This window comes from Sphaerisporangium sp. B11E5, assembly GCF_039871875.1.
GTDB lineage: Bacteria > Actinomycetota > Actinomycetes > Streptosporangiales > Streptosporangiaceae > Sphaerisporangium.
Map to the genome: position 1 here is coordinate 59,334 of NZ_JBDPMD010000004.1, position 15,916 is coordinate 75,249.

Genomic DNA, 15,916 nt, shown 5'->3' on the forward strand with positions numbered 1-15,916 from the left:
TTGACCCGAGACGCGCGGGGCGATTCGCGAAGGCTCAGGGAAACTTCTGGTGACGGAACGTGCCCAACCGGTTTCGCGAAGTGGCCCAGAGGTCGTACCCTCCCATAGTGACCTCTTGGGGGTTTAGTTGCCTATGACGGACCCATCCGACACGCGCGACCTCGGGCCGCGGCCCTACTCACCGCTCTGGATCTACCTGGCGGGGGTGACCGTCGCGGGGTTCGCGGCGCTCCTCGTCGCCGAGCTGCGACTCGGTGTCGATGAGTTCGCCGCGCTCGCGCGTACGTCCTCGCTGTTCTGGATGCTGGTCGTGCTGGTCGTGGTGGGCGAGCTGCGGCCGATCATCGTCTCCAACTCCCGGCTGGCCGGTGGGACGGCGACATCGACGCTGTTCACCTTCGCGGTCCTGCTCTACCACGGGCTGTCCGTGGCCGTGCTGATCCACACGCTGGCGCTGGTGGTGAGCGGCCTGCTGCACCGCAGGGCGTGGCACCGCGTGGCGTTCAACGTCTCCCAGGTGGCCCTGGCCTCCACGGCGGCGGCCGTGGTGCTCGGCGCGTTCGGCCACCATCCCCACCCCGTGACGCCCTGGGTGCCGGAGGGCACGGACATCGCGGCCGTCGGCCTGGCGGCCGTGGCGTACTTCGTGGTGCGCGGCGTGCTGGTCTGCGGTGCCGTCGCCCTGCATGAGCGCCGCCCCCTGCTGCGGGTGATACGGGCCACGATCGGCCACCAGAGCGTCATGTACGCCGCGCTGCTCGGTCTCGCCCCGCTCGTCGTCGTCGTGATGAACCGTTCGCCGGCCCTGGTCCCGCTGTTCGTGGCCCCGCTGGCGACGATGTACTTCACCGCCTCCCTGTCGCGCCGCCGCGACCACCAGGCCATGCACGACGGCCTGACCTCGCTGCCCAACCGCAAGATGCTGATCCTGCGCACCGAGGAGGCACTGGCCGAGGCGCGCGAGGGCGAGCGCGTCGGCCTGCTGCTGCTGGACCTCGACCGGTTCAAGGAGGTCAACGACACCCTCGGCCACCCCGTGGGTGACCGGCTGCTGCAGATCGTCGCGCACCGCCTCACCCACAGCGTCCGCCCCGGCGACGTGGTGGCCCGGCTCGGCGGCGACGAGTTCGCGGTCCTGCTGCCCACCGTCCGCGACGCGTTCGCCGCCCGTGAGGTGGCCGCCCGCCTGCGTGTGGCGCTCACCGAGCCGGTGCGCCTGGAGGGCTTGACGTTCGACATGGACGCCTCGGTCGGCATCGCGCTGTACCCCGACCACGCGCCGGACTTCGAGCTGCTGCTGCAACGCTCGGACGTGGCCATGTACTTCGCCAAGGAGGGCCGCTCCGGGGTCGAGGTGTACGTCGCGGAGAAGGACCGCAACTCGCCCGAGCGCCTCAACCTGCTCGGCGACCTGCGCCGGGCCATCGGCGGCAGCGAGCTGGAGCTGCACTACCAGCCCAAGGTCGGCCTCGCCACCGGCGTGGTGGAGGGCGTCGAGGCGCTGCTGCGCTGGCGGCACCGCGGACGCGGCCTGGTGTACCCGAGCGACTTCATCCCGCTGGCCGAGCAGTCGTACCTCATGCGGCAGCTCACCCAGCACGTGATCGACGTGGCGCTGGAGCAGGCCGCCGCCTGGTGGCACCAGGACCTCAAGGTCCCCGTCGCGATCAACGTCTCGGCCCGCGACCTGCTCGACCCGGCGCTGCCCGACCTGCTCGAGGCCGGTCTCGACCGCCTGCGGCTGCCCCCTGACGCCATCCAGCTGGAGGTCACCGAGCGCATCCTGATGACCGATCAGGCCTACACCGCCGACTCGGTGCACGCCCTGGTGCGGCTCGGCGTGCCGCTGGCCCTGGACGACTTCGGAACCGGCTACTCCTCGCTGGTGCGGCTTCAGCGCCTGCCGGTGAGCGAGGTGAAGATCGACGGCTCGTTCGTGCAGCGGCTCGGCAAGTCGGGGGACGACGAGCGCATCGTGCGCTCCATCGTGGACCTCGTGCGCTCGCTCGGCCTGCGCTCGGTCGCCGAGGGCGTGGAGACCGAGGAGGTCGCCAACCGCCTGAACGAGATGGGCTGCGACGCCGGCCAGGGATGGTGGTTCGCCGAGCCGATGCCCGCCGACGACACGACCGCCTGGCTCAAGGCCCGTCGCCTGCGCGGAGCGCTCCCGCTGTGCGGCTCGGCGGAGGTGACCGCGTACTAGCCGGGGGAGCGGTGTTCAAGGGACGTCATGCCCGGGAGAGCGGCGGTTAACGGTTCGGCCACGTCAGGTCACGAGCCCTAGGATGACACTGTCCGATTGCCGTCCATGAAACGGGTTGACGACTCATGTCCGCCATAACCCGCGACGAGGTCGCTCACCTCGCCCGCCTCTCCAGGCTGGCGCTGGCCGACGCCGAGCTCGACCACTACGCCGCGCAGCTCGACCAGATCATCGCCGCGGTCGCGCGCGTCGCCGAGGTCGCCTCGGGCGACATCCCGCCGTCGTCGCACGCCCTGCCGCTCACCAACGTCTACCGCCCGGACCAGGTGCGGCCCTGCCTGCCGCCGCAGGAGGCGCTGGCGATGGCCCCGGCGGTCGAGGACGACCGGTTCCGCGTGCCGCGCATCCTCGGGGAGGAGGCATGAGCCTCACCCGCAAGACCGCCGCCGAGCTCGGCGAGCTGATGGCCGCGGGCGAGGTCTCGTCCGTCGAGGTCACGCAGGCCCACCTCGATCGCGTCGCCGAGGTGGACGGCAAGGTCAACGCGTTCCTCCACGTCGCCGCCGAGGCCGCGCTGGAGCAGGCCCGCTCGGTGGACGCCCGCCGCGCCGCCGGGGAGCGGCTCGGCCCGCTGGCCGGCGTGCCGATCGCGCACAAGGACGTCTTCACCACCGCGGACATGCCGACCACGGCCGGTTCCAAGATCCTCGAAGGCTATCGCCCGCCGTACGACGCCACGGTGACGGCCCGCCTGCGTGAGGCGGGCCTGGTCATTCTCGGCAAGACCAACCTCGACGAGTTCGCGATGGGCTCCTCCACCGAGAACTCCGCCTTCGGCCCCTCCCGCAACCCGTGGGACCTGGACCGCATCCCCGGCGGCTCCTCCGGCGGCTCAAGCGCCGCCGTGGCCTCCTACCAGGCGCCGCTGTCCACCGGCACCGACACCGGCGGCTCCATCCGCCAGCCCGCCGCCGTCACCGGCATCGTCGGCATGAAGCCCACCTACGGCGGCTCGTCCCGGTACGGCCTGATCGCCTTCGCGTCGTCCCTGGACACCCCGGGCCCGTTCGCCCGCACCGTGCTGGACGCCGCGCTGCTGCACGAGGCGTTCTCCGGGCACGACGTGATGGACTCCACGTCCATCCACGCCGAGGTGCCCCCGGTGGTCGAGGCGGCCCGGCACGGCGACGTCGCGGGCCTGCGGGTCGGCGTGGTCAGGGAGCTGTCCGGCGAGGGCTACCAGCCCGGCGTGCTGGCCCGCTTCCAGGAGGCGGTGGAGCTGCTGGAGTCCCTCGGCGCCAAGGTCGTCGAGGTGTCCTGCCCGAGCTTCACCTACGCCCTGCCGGCGTACTACCTGATCGCGCCCTCGGAGTGCTCGTCCAACCTCGCCAGGTTCGACGGCATGCGGTACGGCCTGCGGGTCGGCGACGACGGCACCCGCAGCGCCGAGGAGGTCATGGCGCTCACCCGGGCGGCCGGCTTCGGCCCCGAGGTGAAGCGGCGCATCATGCTCGGCACGTACGCCCTGTCCAGCGGCTACTACGACGCCTACTACGGCTCGGCGCAGAAGGTCCGCACCCTGATCTCCCGCGACTTCGAGGCGGCGTTCCACCAGGTGGACGTGCTGGTCTCGCCGACCACGCCGACCACGGCGTTCCCGATCGGCGAGCGCGCGGACGACCCGATGGCGATGTACCTCGCCGACCTGTGCACCATCCCGGCCAACCTCGCGGGCAACGCCGCCATCTCGGTGCCGTGCGGCCTGGCCGACGAGGACGGCCTGCCCGCCGGCCTGCAGATCATGGCCCCGGTGCTCGGCGACGACCGGTGCTACCGCGTCGGCGCCGCCGTCGAGAAGGCGTTCCAGGACCGCTGGGGCGGCCCGCTGCTGAAGGAGGCTCCGGCACTGTGACCACCACCCGCGCCACCATGCCGTTCGACGAGGCGCTGGAGCGCTTCGAGCCGGTGCTCGGCCTGGAGACCCACGTGGAGCTCGGCACCGAGTCCAAGATGTTCTGCGGCTGCAGCACCGAGTTCGGCGCCCCGCCGAACACCCATGTGTGCCCGGTCTGCCTGGCCCTGCCCGGCGCGCTCCCGGTGGCCAACGACAAGGCGATCGAGTCGACCATCCGCATCGGCCTGGCACTGAACTGCACCATCGCCGAGTGGTGCCGCTTCGCCCGGAAGAACTATTTCTATCCGGACATGCCGAAGAACTACCAGATCAGCCAGTACGACGAGCCGCTGTGCGTCGACGGCCACCTGGACGTCGAGGTGGAGGGCCGCACCTTCCGCGTCGGCATCGAGCGGGTGCACCTGGAGGAGGACACCGGCAAGTCCACCCACGTGGGCGGCGCCACCGGCCGCATCCAGGGCGCCGACTACTCCATCGTCGACTACAACCGGGCGGGCATCCCGCTGGTCGAGATCGTCACCAAGCCGGTGGAGGGCGCGGGGCACCTCGCGCCCGAGGTCGCCAAGGCGTACGTCACCGAGCTGCGTGAGCTGCTGCGCGCTCTCGACGTCTCCGACGTGCGCATGGAGCAGGGCTCGCTGCGCTGCGACGTCAACGTCTCACTGATGCCGCGCGGGTCCGCGGTGTGGGGCACCCGCACCGAGACCAAGAACGTCAACTCGCTGCGCAGCGTCGAGCGGGCGGTGCGCGGCGAGATCGAGCGCCAGGCGGCCATCCTCGCCGACGGCGGCCGCATCGTGCAGGAGACCCGCCACTTCCACGAGGACACCGGCGCCACCACGCCCGGCCGGTCCAAGGAGGAGGCGCAGGACTACCGCTACTTCCCCGAGCCCGACCTGCTGCCGATCGCCCCGGCCCCCGAGTGGGTCGAGGAGCTGCGGGCCGCGCTGCCCGAGCCGCCCGCCACCCGCCGCGCCCGGCTGCAGGCCGAGTGGGGCGTCTCCGACCTCGACATGGCGGCCATGCGCAACGCCGGCGCCGTGGACCTCGTGGAGGCGACGGTGGCGGCCGGCGTGCCCGCCGCGGACGCCCGCAAGTGGTGGATGGGCGAGCTGGCCCGCCGCGCCAACGAGTCCGGCACCGCCCTGGCCGACCTGCCGATCACGCCTGAGCAGATCGCCCGCGTGGTCGAGCTGGTGGCCTCGGGCGCGCTGAACGACAAGCTGGCCCGCCAGGTGCTGGAGGGCGTGCTGGCCGGCGAGGGCACCCCCGACGAGGTCGTGGAGGCCCGGGGCCTGCGCATCGTCGACGACGAGGGCGAGCTGACGACGATCATCGACGAGGTGCTCGCCGCCAACGCCGACGCGGCCGGCAAGGTGCGCTCCGGCAAGATCGCCGCGGTGGGCGCCCTGGTCGGCGGCGTGATGAAGGCCAGCCGCGGCAAGGCCGACGCCGCCCGCGCCCGCGAGCTCATCCTGGAACGCCTCGGCGTCTCGGGCTGACTTCCGGGAGGTGCCGTTCATGGGCTCCGCGGCGCGCCCGCGGGGCCCTCGGCGTGTGCGGGACGGGTCATCGCTGGTCACGCGGCGGGCCTGGTGGAGCGTCGGGAACATCGGGAGTTCCTCACGGCGTGGGAGCGGATTCATCTCCCGATGTAGAAGAATTTACGCGCGGTAGTGGTTTAGTGTGAGGCGGGGGAGTCGGCTTTTGAGTGGGAGGAGGCAGGGGCGTGCGTAACGCCGGACCTTCCGTCGATCCGCCGCCCGGCCCTTCCGGATCCGCCCGCCCCGACGCCTCCTCGGCGCCGCCCGCCGAAGGCGACCTTTTCCAGGATCGAAGCAAGACGGAGGGCACGCGGAAGCGCCTGCCGCGCGGCGTCTCCCCGTTGCCTCCCGGCGTGTCGCCCGAGGTGTTCGAGCCCACCCCGACTCCGCCTCCCCTGGGCAGCCTGCCCGGCGCCGCGGTCCCGCCACCCGGCGCGCCGGTCTCGCCCACGTCCACCACGCTGCCCCCGCCGCCTCCGGCGGCCCAGTTGTGGACGGTGTCCAGCCGCCGCGGCGGCGACATCGGCGGCGAGCCGTCCGTCGTCATCGCGCCCGAGGCCCCCGAGGAGGAGGGGACCCGCAGCCGCCTGCGCGGTCCGCTGCTGGTCATCGGCGGCTTCGTCCTGCTGTTCCTGCTGGCCTACGGTGTGCCCGCCACGTACATGTGGGGCCGGGTCCTGCCGGGCACCTACGTCGCGGGCGTGAGCATCGGCGGCATGACCGAGACCGGCGCCATCGACCGCATCCGCCAGCGGTTCGAGGGCCTGGAGCACCAGCCGACCCCGCTCCTCGTGGACGGTCGGCGGGTCGGTGTGCTCGACCCCCGGGAAGCGGGCCTGGCGTTCGACGTCGAGGCCACGGTCGGCTCGGCGCAGAAGGGCTTCCCGAGCCCGGTCGCGGTGGTGCAGGCCCTCACCGGCGACCGCGAGCTGCGCCCGCTGATCTCCGTCAACACCGCCAAGTTCGCCGCCTGGCTGCGCGGCGTGGCCAAGGACGTCGACGCCCCCGTCCGCGAGGGCGCCATCGTCTACACCGGCACCACGCCCAAGGTCGTCCCGCCCAAGGACGGCCTCATGCTGGACCAGCGGGCCGCCGCCGAGACGATCAAGGGCGCGTTCCTCAACCGTCCCGCGTCGATCACCCTGCCGGTCGTCACGGTGCGCCCGCGGGCGGACGCCGCGGCGTTCAACCGGCGGCTCGCCATGGCCCACGACGCGGTGTCCGCCCCGATCACCCTGGTGAACGGCAGCCGGCAGGTGCCGCTGTCGCCTGAGGTCATCGCGGCCAACCTCGTCTTCGTGGCCGACCACGGCGGCGTGGTGCGCCCCGAGTTCGACGCCAAGACCGCGGTCACCGGGTACGAGTCCACCCTGGTCGGTTCCGCGCAGGCGGCCCGCGACGCCGGGTTCGTCATCGAGGCCGGCGTGCCGCGGCTGCTCCCGGCCCGCGCCGGCCGGGGGGTGGACTGTCAGAAGCTCGGCACAGCCGTAGCCAAGTTGATCACCAAGGGCGGGGTGCGCACCGTCCCGGTCGCCCTGGCCATCACCGAGCCGACGCTGCGCGACCAGGAGGCGGCGAGCCTCGGCATCAAGGAGAAGATCGGCCGGTACACCACGGTCTTCCCGTGCTGCGCCGCCCGGGTGACCAACATCCAGCGGGCCGCCGACATGGTGGACGGCCATCTGGTGCGCCCCGGCGAGACGTTCTCGCTGAACGAGATCATCGGCCGGCCGGACCGCTCGCGGGGGTTCGTCCCCGCGCAGCTCATCGACGGGGCCCGCCTCGCGATCGGCCTGGGCGGCGGCGTCTCGCAGGTCGCCACCACGCTGTACAACGCGGCGTTCTACGCGGGCATGGCCGATCTCGAGCGCACCCCCCACGCGTTCCACGTGCGCCGCTACCCGGCCGGCCGGGACGCCGTGTTGTCGTACCCCGACCACGACCTGCGGTTCCGCAACGACTCCAAGTACGGCGTGCTGATCAAGACGGCGTACACCGACGCGTCGGTCACCGTCGAGATGTGGAGCACCAAGCGGTACGACCGGATCGAGGCGGAGATCTCGCCGAAGTCCGACATCACCCAGCCGCGCACCCACATCGAGGACAAGGCCGGCTGCATACCCATGGACGGCGCCGCCGGCTTCACCGTCATCGTCAGCCGGGTCTTCTACCAGGACGGCCAGGTGCTGCGCCGCGACAAGGCGGTCACCACGGTGTACGAGCCGCGCGACCGGGTGATCTGCGAGCCGCCGCGGGCGCCGGACGATGACGGCGCGGTGAGCAGCGGCCACTCCGGCGGCGGCACCCTGCCTCCGTCCCCCGCCATCCGCGACAACGCGTCCCAGAACGGCGGTAAGGGCCGCAAGGGGTCCCCGTCCGGCCAGGACAGGAACAAGAACAGAGGCAAGAACAAGAGCAAGAACAAGGGAAACGGCCCCGACGGCAAATAGCACAAATGCCGTCGTCTTTGCCGCATTCCATGCCCTTCCCCCTGATGGGGGTACTGCCCGCCACGCGGGTTCCCCGGGAAGCGCGGCGATCCCTTCCCGGGGGACGTGCGGGTCAGTTCACGGGGATCACCAGGATGCGGTCGTCCCCCCGCAGGGGGGAGCCGCGGCCGTCCTTGTTGCTGGTGGTGACCCACAGGCTGCCGTCGGGGGCCCGTTCGGCGGCGCGCAGGCGCCCGAAGACGCCCTTGAAGCGGGCGACGGGCACGCCGAGGCGGCCGTCCTCGCCGACGGGGACCTGCCACAGGCGGGCGCCCCGCAGGCCGGCGGCCCACAGCGATGTGCCGGCGTACGCCATGCCGGACGGTGACGACTCCTCGACGGTCCAGGTGATCAGCGGATCGACGTACTTGCCGCGCCCGCCGGTGCCCTCCACCGCGGGCCAGCCGTAGTTGCGGCCCTTCTCGACGCGGTTGATCTCGTCGTAGGTCTGCTGGCCGAACTCGGTGGCGAACATGCGGCCCTGGTCGTCCCAGGCCATGCCCTGGACGTTGCGGTGGCCGTAGGACCAGATGACGTTCTGGTACGGGTTGCCGGGCGCCGGGGCGCCGTCCACGGTCATCCGGAGGATCTTGCCGCCGAGCGAGCCGAGGGCCTGGGCGAGCGGGTTGTCGCCCGCGTCCCCGGTGGCGGCGTAGAGATACCCGTCGGGCCCGAACGCGAGACGGCCGCCGTTGTGGATACCGGCGGCGGGGATGCCGTCCAGGATGGTCTTTGGATCTTTCAGGCCACCGTCATACCGATATCGAACGATTCGGTTCTCGGTTTCTGTAGTGAAATACACGAAAACATACTGATCCTGTGTGAATTTAGGGGAAACGGCGATGCCGAGCAGGCCGCCCTCACCCCGCGACGAGACGTCCGCGACCGTGCCCACCGTGGTGACCTTGCCCGTCCTGGACACCCGCAGCACCCGCGCGGAGTCCCGCTCGGTGACCAGCGCGTCGCCGCCGGGCAGGAACGCGATGGCCCACGGCACGCTCAGGCCGGTCACCAGCGTGCGCGGCTTGCCGGGCGGCACCGCGTGGCCCAGCCCCTCGGCCGGCTCGGCGGGCTCGCCGACCGGCGACGGGATCTCCGTGGCCGGGCCCGAGGCGGTCGCCCCTCCTGCTCCGCCACCCCCGGGGGGCTGGTCCTGCGCGCACGCGGCCGCCAGCGCCGCGGTGAGGACGGCGGCCACGGCCAAGGCGCGGGGCCGCCGCCTCCTCGCGACGCCGGAGGGACGGCGGTCGCCCCGAGGGGGGTGTGACATCTGGGTGTTCATGGGACCTCCTCCGTGCTCCATACTGCTGCCCCAGGTGATGAGGTTCCTGCGCCGAGGGCGGTTCTTCTAGGGTTGACGTCCATGAGGATCTGGGCCCCGTCACAGGCCGTCGCCGATGTACTGACCGATCTCCCCGACGTGGAATGCACCGTGTACGAAGGCGGCCCCACGCCGCCCGACGGCGCCGAGCACGTCGAGGTGTGGATCCCGCCGCTCATCCCGCCGGGCACGCTGCGCGACCTGCTCGGCAGGATGACCAAACTGCGGCTCGTGCAGACGGTGACCGCCGGGGTCGAGCCGTACCGGCCGTATGTCCCCACCGGTGTGGTCCTGTGCAACGCTCGTGGCGTGCACGACGCCGGCACGGCGGAGTGGGCCGTCGGCGCGACGATCTCCGTGCTGCGCGATTTTCCGGCATTCACCCTGGCACAGGAAAGCGGCAGGTGGGACTACCACCACACCGGCGTGCTCGCGGACGCGACCGTGTTGATCGTGGGGTACGGCTCGATCGGCCAGGCGCTGGAGCGCAGGCTCGCCGGGTTCGAGGTGGAGGTGGTCAGAGTCGCCCGCACCCCCCGCGAGGGCGTGTACGGCATGGACGACCTGCCCGCCCTGCTGCCCCAGGCCGACGTGGTGGTGCTGCTGGTGCCGGTGACCCCCGACACCGTGAAGATGGTGGACGCCGGTTTCCTCGCCCGCATGAAGGACGGCGCGCTCCTGGTGAACGCCGCCCGCGGCTCCGTCGTGGACACCGACGCCCTGCTGGCTGAGCTCACCGCGGGACGCCTGCGGGCCGCGCTCGACGTGACCGACCCTGAGCCGCTGCCGCCCGGCCATCCCCTGTGGACGGCGCCCGGCGTGCTGATCACCCCGCACGTCGCGGGCAGCACCCCGGCCTCGGTGCGCCGCGTCTGTAAACTCGTCCGGTCTCAGATGTTGAGATACCTGTCCGGGGAACCGCTGAACAACGTGATCACGGGGTCCTACTGACCGCCTTGACAACCGGTGCTGACTCCGACCGATAGGAAAGCAAACCCGTAACGTGGCTGCCTCGTGACCTCCGCTGCGTACGGTGAATCTCACCGCGCGACCGTCCGGAGGCACTAGGGCGCTTATCAGATCGGTGACGACTGGGCGGTTGCCGCCTCCCGCGCCGTCGGGAGGGCGCGACACTGGCGACGTGACAGGGATGAGCCGCATGGGCGACGACGTTGAACGGGCTTCGTGACCCCAGGGTCCCGTTGACCGCCGCCGGCCTCGCCGCGGTGGTGCTGGGGGCTGCCCTGCTCTGGAACGGCTCCTCGGCCCTCCTCGCCGCGGTGACCGGCGGGGTCGCCGGGCTGCTCGCCGGGGCGTCGCTCGCCGTCGCCTCCGTCCGGGCCACCCGCTCGCGGTACCGCTCGGCCGCCTGGCGCTGGCTCGCCGCCGGCGCGGTCGTCTGGGTCGCGGGCGTCGGAGTGCGCCCGGTCGCCGAGGGCACGCCGTTCGTGCTGACCTTCGCCGACCTGTTGTTACTGGTCGGCACCGTGCTGCTCGCCATCGGCAGTGCCCGCACCGCGCGCCGCCGGGCGTACGGCCGGTCGCTGCTCCACTACGTGCTCGGTGCCTACCTCAGCGGCGCGTCCCTGTTCGCCATCTGCTGGGTGCTGCTGCTCGGGCCGGCATACGCCGACGCCGAGGAGCCGGGCACGCTGGTGCTGCCCGTGCTCTGCCTGCTGGCCACGTGCGCGGTCGCGCCCGCGGTGCTGGCCGCCCGCTCGGCGGGCCGCAGGGTCGGCGTCGCGGGCCTCGTCACGCTCGTGGCCATCACCGCCGAGGAGTTCGTCACCGCGCTCGGGCGACTCGACGGCGGCGGCACGGTGCCGCTCGCCGTGCTGCCCGCCTGCGCCGCGTTCCTGCTGCTCGCCGCCGCGCCCTGGTCCGGCCGGGCGCCGGTGCGCCCGCCGCGGTCCGCGCCGGTCGTGCTCGTGGACGGCGTGCCGCTGGTCCTCGCCGGCGCCGCCACGATCGTCCTGGCGGTCCGGGTGATCGCCGGGGCTCCAACGCGGCCGGTGGCCGTGCTGCCCGTGGTGGCCGCGTCGGTCGTGCTGGTGCTGCTGGTCAAGGTGTTCTTCCTCGCGCTGACCACCGCGAGCATGCGCGGCACCGTCGAGTCCGGTGAGCGGCGGCTCATGCACATGGCCGAGAGCGCGGGCGACGTCGTGCTGGTCTGCGACCCCGACGGCATGGTGCGCGAGATGGGCCCCGGCGTGGAGACGCTGTACGGCTACCAGCCGCAGGAGCTCGTCGGGCGATCCATCTTCGACTACGTGCACTCCGAGGACGCCGAGGCGGTGCAGTCGGCGCTGCGGGCCATGACCGACGACGAGACGCCCGACCGGCAGAGCGCCTGCCGCCTGTCCTGCCGGGTGCGCGCCGCGGACGGCACGTGGCGGCCCGCCGAGTCGGTCGCCACCCGCCACCCGAGCGAGGGCGAGGACCTCGTGCTGATCTCCACCAGGGACGTCAGCGACCAGGTGGCGCTGCGCAACCAGGTGGCCCACCTGACCTTCCACGACGGCGTGACCGGCCTGCCGAACCGCGCCTACTTCGAGGAGCGCACCCGCGAGGTGCTGGCCCGCCGCACCGGCGCCCGCACCGCGGTGGTGTTCCTCGACCTCGACGGCTTCACCGCGGTCAACGACTCGGTGGGCCACGCCGCGGGCGACCACCTGCTCAGCCAGGCCTCCCGCCGCCTGCGTTCGGCGCTGCGCACCGGTGACACGCTGGCCCGCTGGGGCGGCGACGAGTTCGCCGTGCTCATCGAGGCGGGCGGGCTGTCCGGCTCCGGCGGCTCGGGCGACGCGCAGCTGGCCATCGACCTCGCCGAGCGCATGGTGCGCGCGGTGTCCGCCGAGCCGTTCCGGGTGGCCGACCGCGACATCGTGCTGACCGCGAGCGTCGGGGTGGCGTTCGCCGAGGACGAGATCACCGCGGGCGACCTGATCCGCAACGCCGACGTCGCCACCGCCCGCGCCAAGGAGCTCGGCGGAGGCCGGGTCGAGGTGTTCGCCTCCCACATGCACGCCGACGTGGTACGCCGCCTGGAGCTCGCCGCCGATCTGCAGCGGGCGCTGCTGGCCGAGCAGTTCGCCGTGGAGTACCAGCCGGTGGTCGACCTCGCGACGTCCCGGGTGACCGCCGTGGAGGCCCTGGTGCGCTGGTGGCACGACGGCGCGTACGCCCCGCCCCGGCAGTTCCTCGGCGCGGCCGAGGACACCGGGCTGATCGTGCCGCTCGGCGAGTGGATCCTCACGCAGGCGTGCCGCGACGTGGCGGCCTGGCGGGCGTCGTCCTGGGACATCGGGTTGTCGCTCAACCTGTCCGCCCGCCAGATCAGCGCGCCGCGCTTCGTGGAGACCATCGAGGCGGCGCTGGCCGAGAGCGGCCTGCCGCCGAGCGCCCTCACCCTCGAAGTGATCGAGGAGATGCTGGTCGAGGACGCCGAGGAGGTCATCGAGCGGCTGTCCCGGCTGCGCGAGCTCGGGGTGCAGCTCGCCATCGACGACTTCGGCACCGGCTACGCGTCCCTGGCCCTGCTGCGGCGGCTCCCGGTGGACATCATCAAGATCGACCCGTCGTTCACCTCCGGCCTCGGCAGGGACGACGCGCTGACCATGCTCACCCGCACCATCGTGCGCGTCGGCCACGACCTCGGCCTGATCGTGGTGGCCGAGGGCATCGAGTGCCCCGAGCAACTGGAGCTCCTGCGCGAGATGGGCTGCACCCGCGGCCAGGGCTACCTCGTGGCCCGCCCGATGGACGCCCGCGGCGTGGAGACCCTCATGCCCACCGACGTCTCCCCGCTGCAGAACACCGCCTGACACGCCCCGCGTACGTTCCCGGGGAGCCGCGTGCGCGCCGGGGCCGCCGCCACCGCCGGGCGGCCGGCCCGCGAATCGGCCGTCCCGAATCGTGAGACATGTGTCCGGGGATTTGACACCTCGGGCCGCTCAGGGGCTATGGTTGCGGCATGCATTTCTCTGGGGACTTCAGCGCCGGGCCCGCCCGGCTCCTGGACGTAGTACTTCGCCGGCGCGCAGGCCGCTGACGAAGAGTCCCCAGCCTGCGCGCAGCCCCAGCGCCGCCATCCCGGCGGGCGGGGCCTTTTTTATGGCCACACGCAGCTCAGCCAGGCAAGGAACGAGCCGATGACCGAACAGATGACAGGTGCGCAGGCCCTCGTCAGGGCACTGGAGCAGGTCGGGGCCGACACGGTGTTCGGGATCCCGGGCGGTGCCATCCTCCCCGCCTACGACCCGCTCTACGACTCCGCCAAGGTCAGGCACGTGCTCGTACGCCACGAGCAGGGCGCCGGCCACGCCGCCGAGGGGTACGCCCAGGCGACCGGCAGGGTCGGGGTCTGCATGGCCACGAGCGGCCCGGGCGCGACCAACCTCGTGACGGCCATCGCCGACGCCTACATGGACTCGGTGCCCATCGTCGCGATCACCGGCCAGGTCGCGACGCCGCTCATCGGCACCGACGCCTTCCAGGAGGCCGACATCTCCGGCATCACCATGCCGATCACCAAGCACAACTTCCTGGTGACCGACGCCGGTGACATCCCCCGGATCATCGCCGAGGCGTTCCACATCGCCGCCACCGGCCGCCCCGGCCCGGTGCTGGTGGACATCGCCAAGGACGCCCTGCAGGCCACCACGACGTTCTCCTGGCCGCCGGTCATGCGGCTGCCGGGGTACCGCCCGGTGACCCGCCCCCACTCCAAGCAGATCCGCGAGGCGGCCCGGCTGATCGCCGAGGCCCGCCGCCCGGTGCTGTACGTCGGCGGCGGCGTGCACAAGGCGCGGGCGTCGGCGGAGCTGGCCGAACTGGCCGAGCTGACCGGCATCCCGGTCATCACCACGCTGATGGCCCGGGGCACCTTCCCCGACGGCCACCCGCTGCACCTCGGCATGCCGGGCATGCACGGCACGGTCGCCGCGGTCGGCGCGCTCCAGCGCAGCGACCTGATCATCGCGCTCGGCACCCGCTTCGACGACCGGGTGACCGGCCGCCTCGACACGTTCGCCCCGCACGCCAAGATCGTGCACGCGGACATCGACCCGGCCGAGATCTCCAAGAACCGCCACGCCGACGTCCCCATCGTGGGCGACTGCCGCGAGGTGCTGACCGAGCTGCTGTCGGCGGTGCGGCACGAGCAGGCCGAGGGCCGTAAGGGCGACTACTCCGCCTGGTGGGCCGTGCTGAACGGCTACCGCGACACCTACCCCCTCGGGTACGACGACCCCGAGGACGGCTCGTTGTCGCCGCAGTACGTGATCAAGCGCATCGGCGAGATGGTCGGCCCGGACGCCATCTACCTCGCCGGCGTCGGGCAGCACCAGATGTGGGCGTCACAGTTCATCAGCTACCAGAAGCCCGGCACGTTCATCAACTCCGGCGGCGCGGGCACCATGGGCTTCGCGGTGCCGGCCGCGCTCGGCGCCAAGATGGGCCGCCCGGACGCCGAGGTGTGGGCGATCGACGGCGACGGCTGCTTCCAGATGACCAACCAGGAGCTCGCCACCTGCGCGCTCGAAGGCGTGCCGATCAAGGTCGCCGTGATCAACAACGGTAACCTCGGCATGGTCCGCCAGTGGCAGACGTTGTTCTACAACGAGCGCTACTCCAACACCGACCTGCAGGCGGTGCGCCGCATCCCCGACTTCGTGAAGCTGGCGGAGGCGTACGGTTGTGTGGGCCTGCGCTGCGAGCGGCCCGAGGACGTCGACGCGGTGATCGCCAAGGCCATGGAGATCAACGACGTGCCGGTGGTCATCGACTTCGTCGTGCACAAGGACGCCATGGTCTGGCCGATGGTCGCCGCGGGCACCGGCAACGACGACATCAAGATCGCCCGGGACATGGCTCCGGTGTGGGAGAACGAGGGGGAGGCATGAGCCGCCATACGCTGTCGGTTCTCGTCGAGAACAAGCCCGGCGTGCTCGCCCGGGTGGCCGCGCTGTTCAGCCGGCGCGGCTTCAACATCGACTCCCTGGCGGTCGGGCCGACCGAGCACGACGACGTGTCGCGCATGACGATCGTCGTGAACGTCGCCGAACTGCCGCTGGAGCAGGTCACCAAGCAGCTCAACAAGCTGGTCAACGTGATCAAGATCGTGGAGCTCGACCCGTCGCAATCCGTGCAGCGGGAGCTCACACTGATCAAGGTCCGGGCCGACGCGGAGAACCGCTCGCACGTGCTTGAGCTGGTTCAGCTCTTCCGTGCCCGGTGCGTGGACGTCGCCACGGACGCGGTGACCATCGAGGTCACCGGGACGCCGGACAAGCTCGACGCCTTCATCCGGGTGCTGGAGCCGTTCGGCATCAAGGAGCTCGTCCAGTCGGGCATGGTGGCCATCGGCCGCGGCGCCCGTTCCATCACCGACCGCTCGCTCCGGGCCCTGGACCGCAGCGCGTAGCCGTACGGCGACGCCGGGGT

The 15,916-nt window shown here is 72.1% G+C and carries 9 protein-coding genes and 1 pseudogene; 9 read left to right on the plus strand and 1 reads right to left on the minus strand.

The features are described 5' to 3' along the window. Window positions 1-133: 133 nt before the first annotated feature. The 5 genes from ABGB17_RS05840 (at window position 134) to ABGB17_RS05860 (ending at window position 8,112) form a co-directional block, all read left to right on the plus strand. Window positions 134-2,203: an EAL domain-containing protein gene (locus ABGB17_RS05840; protein WP_347626753.1), complete on the plus strand. Its 2,070-nt coding sequence runs from the start codon at window positions 134-136 to the stop codon at window positions 2,201-2,203. Window positions 2,204-2,328: 125 nt separating this feature from the next. Further along, window positions 2,329-2,628, plus strand: coding sequence for an Asp-tRNA(Asn)/Glu-tRNA(Gln) amidotransferase subunit GatC (gene gatC / locus ABGB17_RS05845; protein ID WP_347626754.1), 300 nt, complete (start codon window positions 2,329-2,331; stop codon window positions 2,626-2,628). Continuing rightward, window positions 2,625-4,115, plus strand: coding sequence for an Asp-tRNA(Asn)/Glu-tRNA(Gln) amidotransferase subunit GatA (gene gatA / locus ABGB17_RS05850; RefSeq protein WP_347626755.1), 1,491 nt, complete (start codon window positions 2,625-2,627; stop codon window positions 4,113-4,115). The genes gatC and gatA overlap by 4 nt, the downstream gene beginning before the upstream one ends. Next, entirely contained in the window at window positions 4,112-5,620 is a 1,509-nt protein-coding gene (gatB, locus tag ABGB17_RS05855) for an Asp-tRNA(Asn)/Glu-tRNA(Gln) amidotransferase subunit GatB (RefSeq protein ID WP_347626756.1), read from the plus strand. The genes gatA and gatB overlap by 4 nt, the downstream gene beginning before the upstream one ends. A 227-nt stretch (window positions 5,621-5,847) precedes the next feature. Next, window positions 5,848-8,112, plus strand: a complete 2,265-nt coding sequence (locus ABGB17_RS05860; protein ID WP_347626757.1) for a VanW family protein — start codon at window positions 5,848-5,850, stop codon at window positions 8,110-8,112. A gap of 112 nt (window positions 8,113-8,224) precedes the next feature. Here ABGB17_RS05860 and ABGB17_RS05865 read toward each other — a convergent pair whose 3' ends face one another. Further along, on the minus strand, window positions 8,225-9,433 hold the full coding sequence (locus ABGB17_RS05865) for a PQQ-dependent sugar dehydrogenase (RefSeq protein WP_347626758.1): 1,209 nt from the start codon (window positions 9,431-9,433) through the stop codon (window positions 8,225-8,227). 81 nt (window positions 9,434-9,514) lie between these two features. Between ABGB17_RS05865 and ABGB17_RS05870 the strand changes: the two genes are divergently transcribed. The 4 genes and pseudogenes from ABGB17_RS05870 to ilvN all read left to right on the plus strand — a co-directional run bounded on the left by ABGB17_RS05870 (window position 9,515) and on the right by ilvN (window position 15,896). Continuing rightward, entirely contained in the window at window positions 9,515-10,423 is a 909-nt protein-coding gene (locus ABGB17_RS05870; RefSeq protein WP_347626759.1) for a 2-hydroxyacid dehydrogenase, read from the plus strand. A 221-nt stretch (window positions 10,424-10,644) separates the two neighbouring features. After that, the gene (locus ABGB17_RS05875) at window positions 10,645-13,296 is read left to right on the plus strand and encodes an EAL domain-containing protein (protein WP_347626760.1); all 2,652 of its coding nucleotides are present in this window, start codon (window positions 10,645-10,647) and stop codon (window positions 13,294-13,296) included. Window positions 13,297-13,611: 315 nt separating this feature from the next. Further along, window positions 13,612-15,375, plus strand: a pseudogene (locus ABGB17_RS05880) (acetolactate synthase large subunit); the annotation flags it as partial. Then, on the plus strand, window positions 15,372-15,896 hold the full coding sequence (gene ilvN, locus ABGB17_RS05885; RefSeq protein WP_347626761.1) for an acetolactate synthase small subunit: 525 nt from the start codon (window positions 15,372-15,374) through the stop codon (window positions 15,894-15,896). The pseudogene ABGB17_RS05880 and the gene ilvN, both read left to right, overlap by 4 nt. Window positions 15,897-15,916 lie beyond the last annotated feature (20 nt).

Excerpts from the sequence above, each read along its gene's own strand:
- ABGB17_RS05840 (WP_347626753.1), top strand. The coding sequence starts at position 134 with ATGACGGACCCATCCGACACGCGCGACCTCGGGCCGCGGCCCTACTCA.
- gatC (WP_347626754.1), top strand. The coding sequence starts at position 2,329 with ATGTCCGCCATAACCCGCGACGAGGTCGCTCACCTCGCCCGCCTCTCC.
- gatA (WP_347626755.1), top strand. The coding sequence starts at position 2,625 with ATGAGCCTCACCCGCAAGACCGCCGCCGAGCTCGGCGAGCTGATGGCC.
- ABGB17_RS05865 (WP_347626758.1), bottom strand. The coding sequence starts at position 9,433 with ATGAACACCCAGATGTCACACCCCCCTCGGGGCGACCGCCGTCCCTCC.
- ABGB17_RS05870 (WP_347626759.1), top strand. The coding sequence starts at position 9,515 with ATGAGGATCTGGGCCCCGTCACAGGCCGTCGCCGATGTACTGACCGAT.
- ilvN (WP_347626761.1), top strand. The coding sequence starts at position 15,372 with ATGAGCCGCCATACGCTGTCGGTTCTCGTCGAGAACAAGCCCGGCGTG.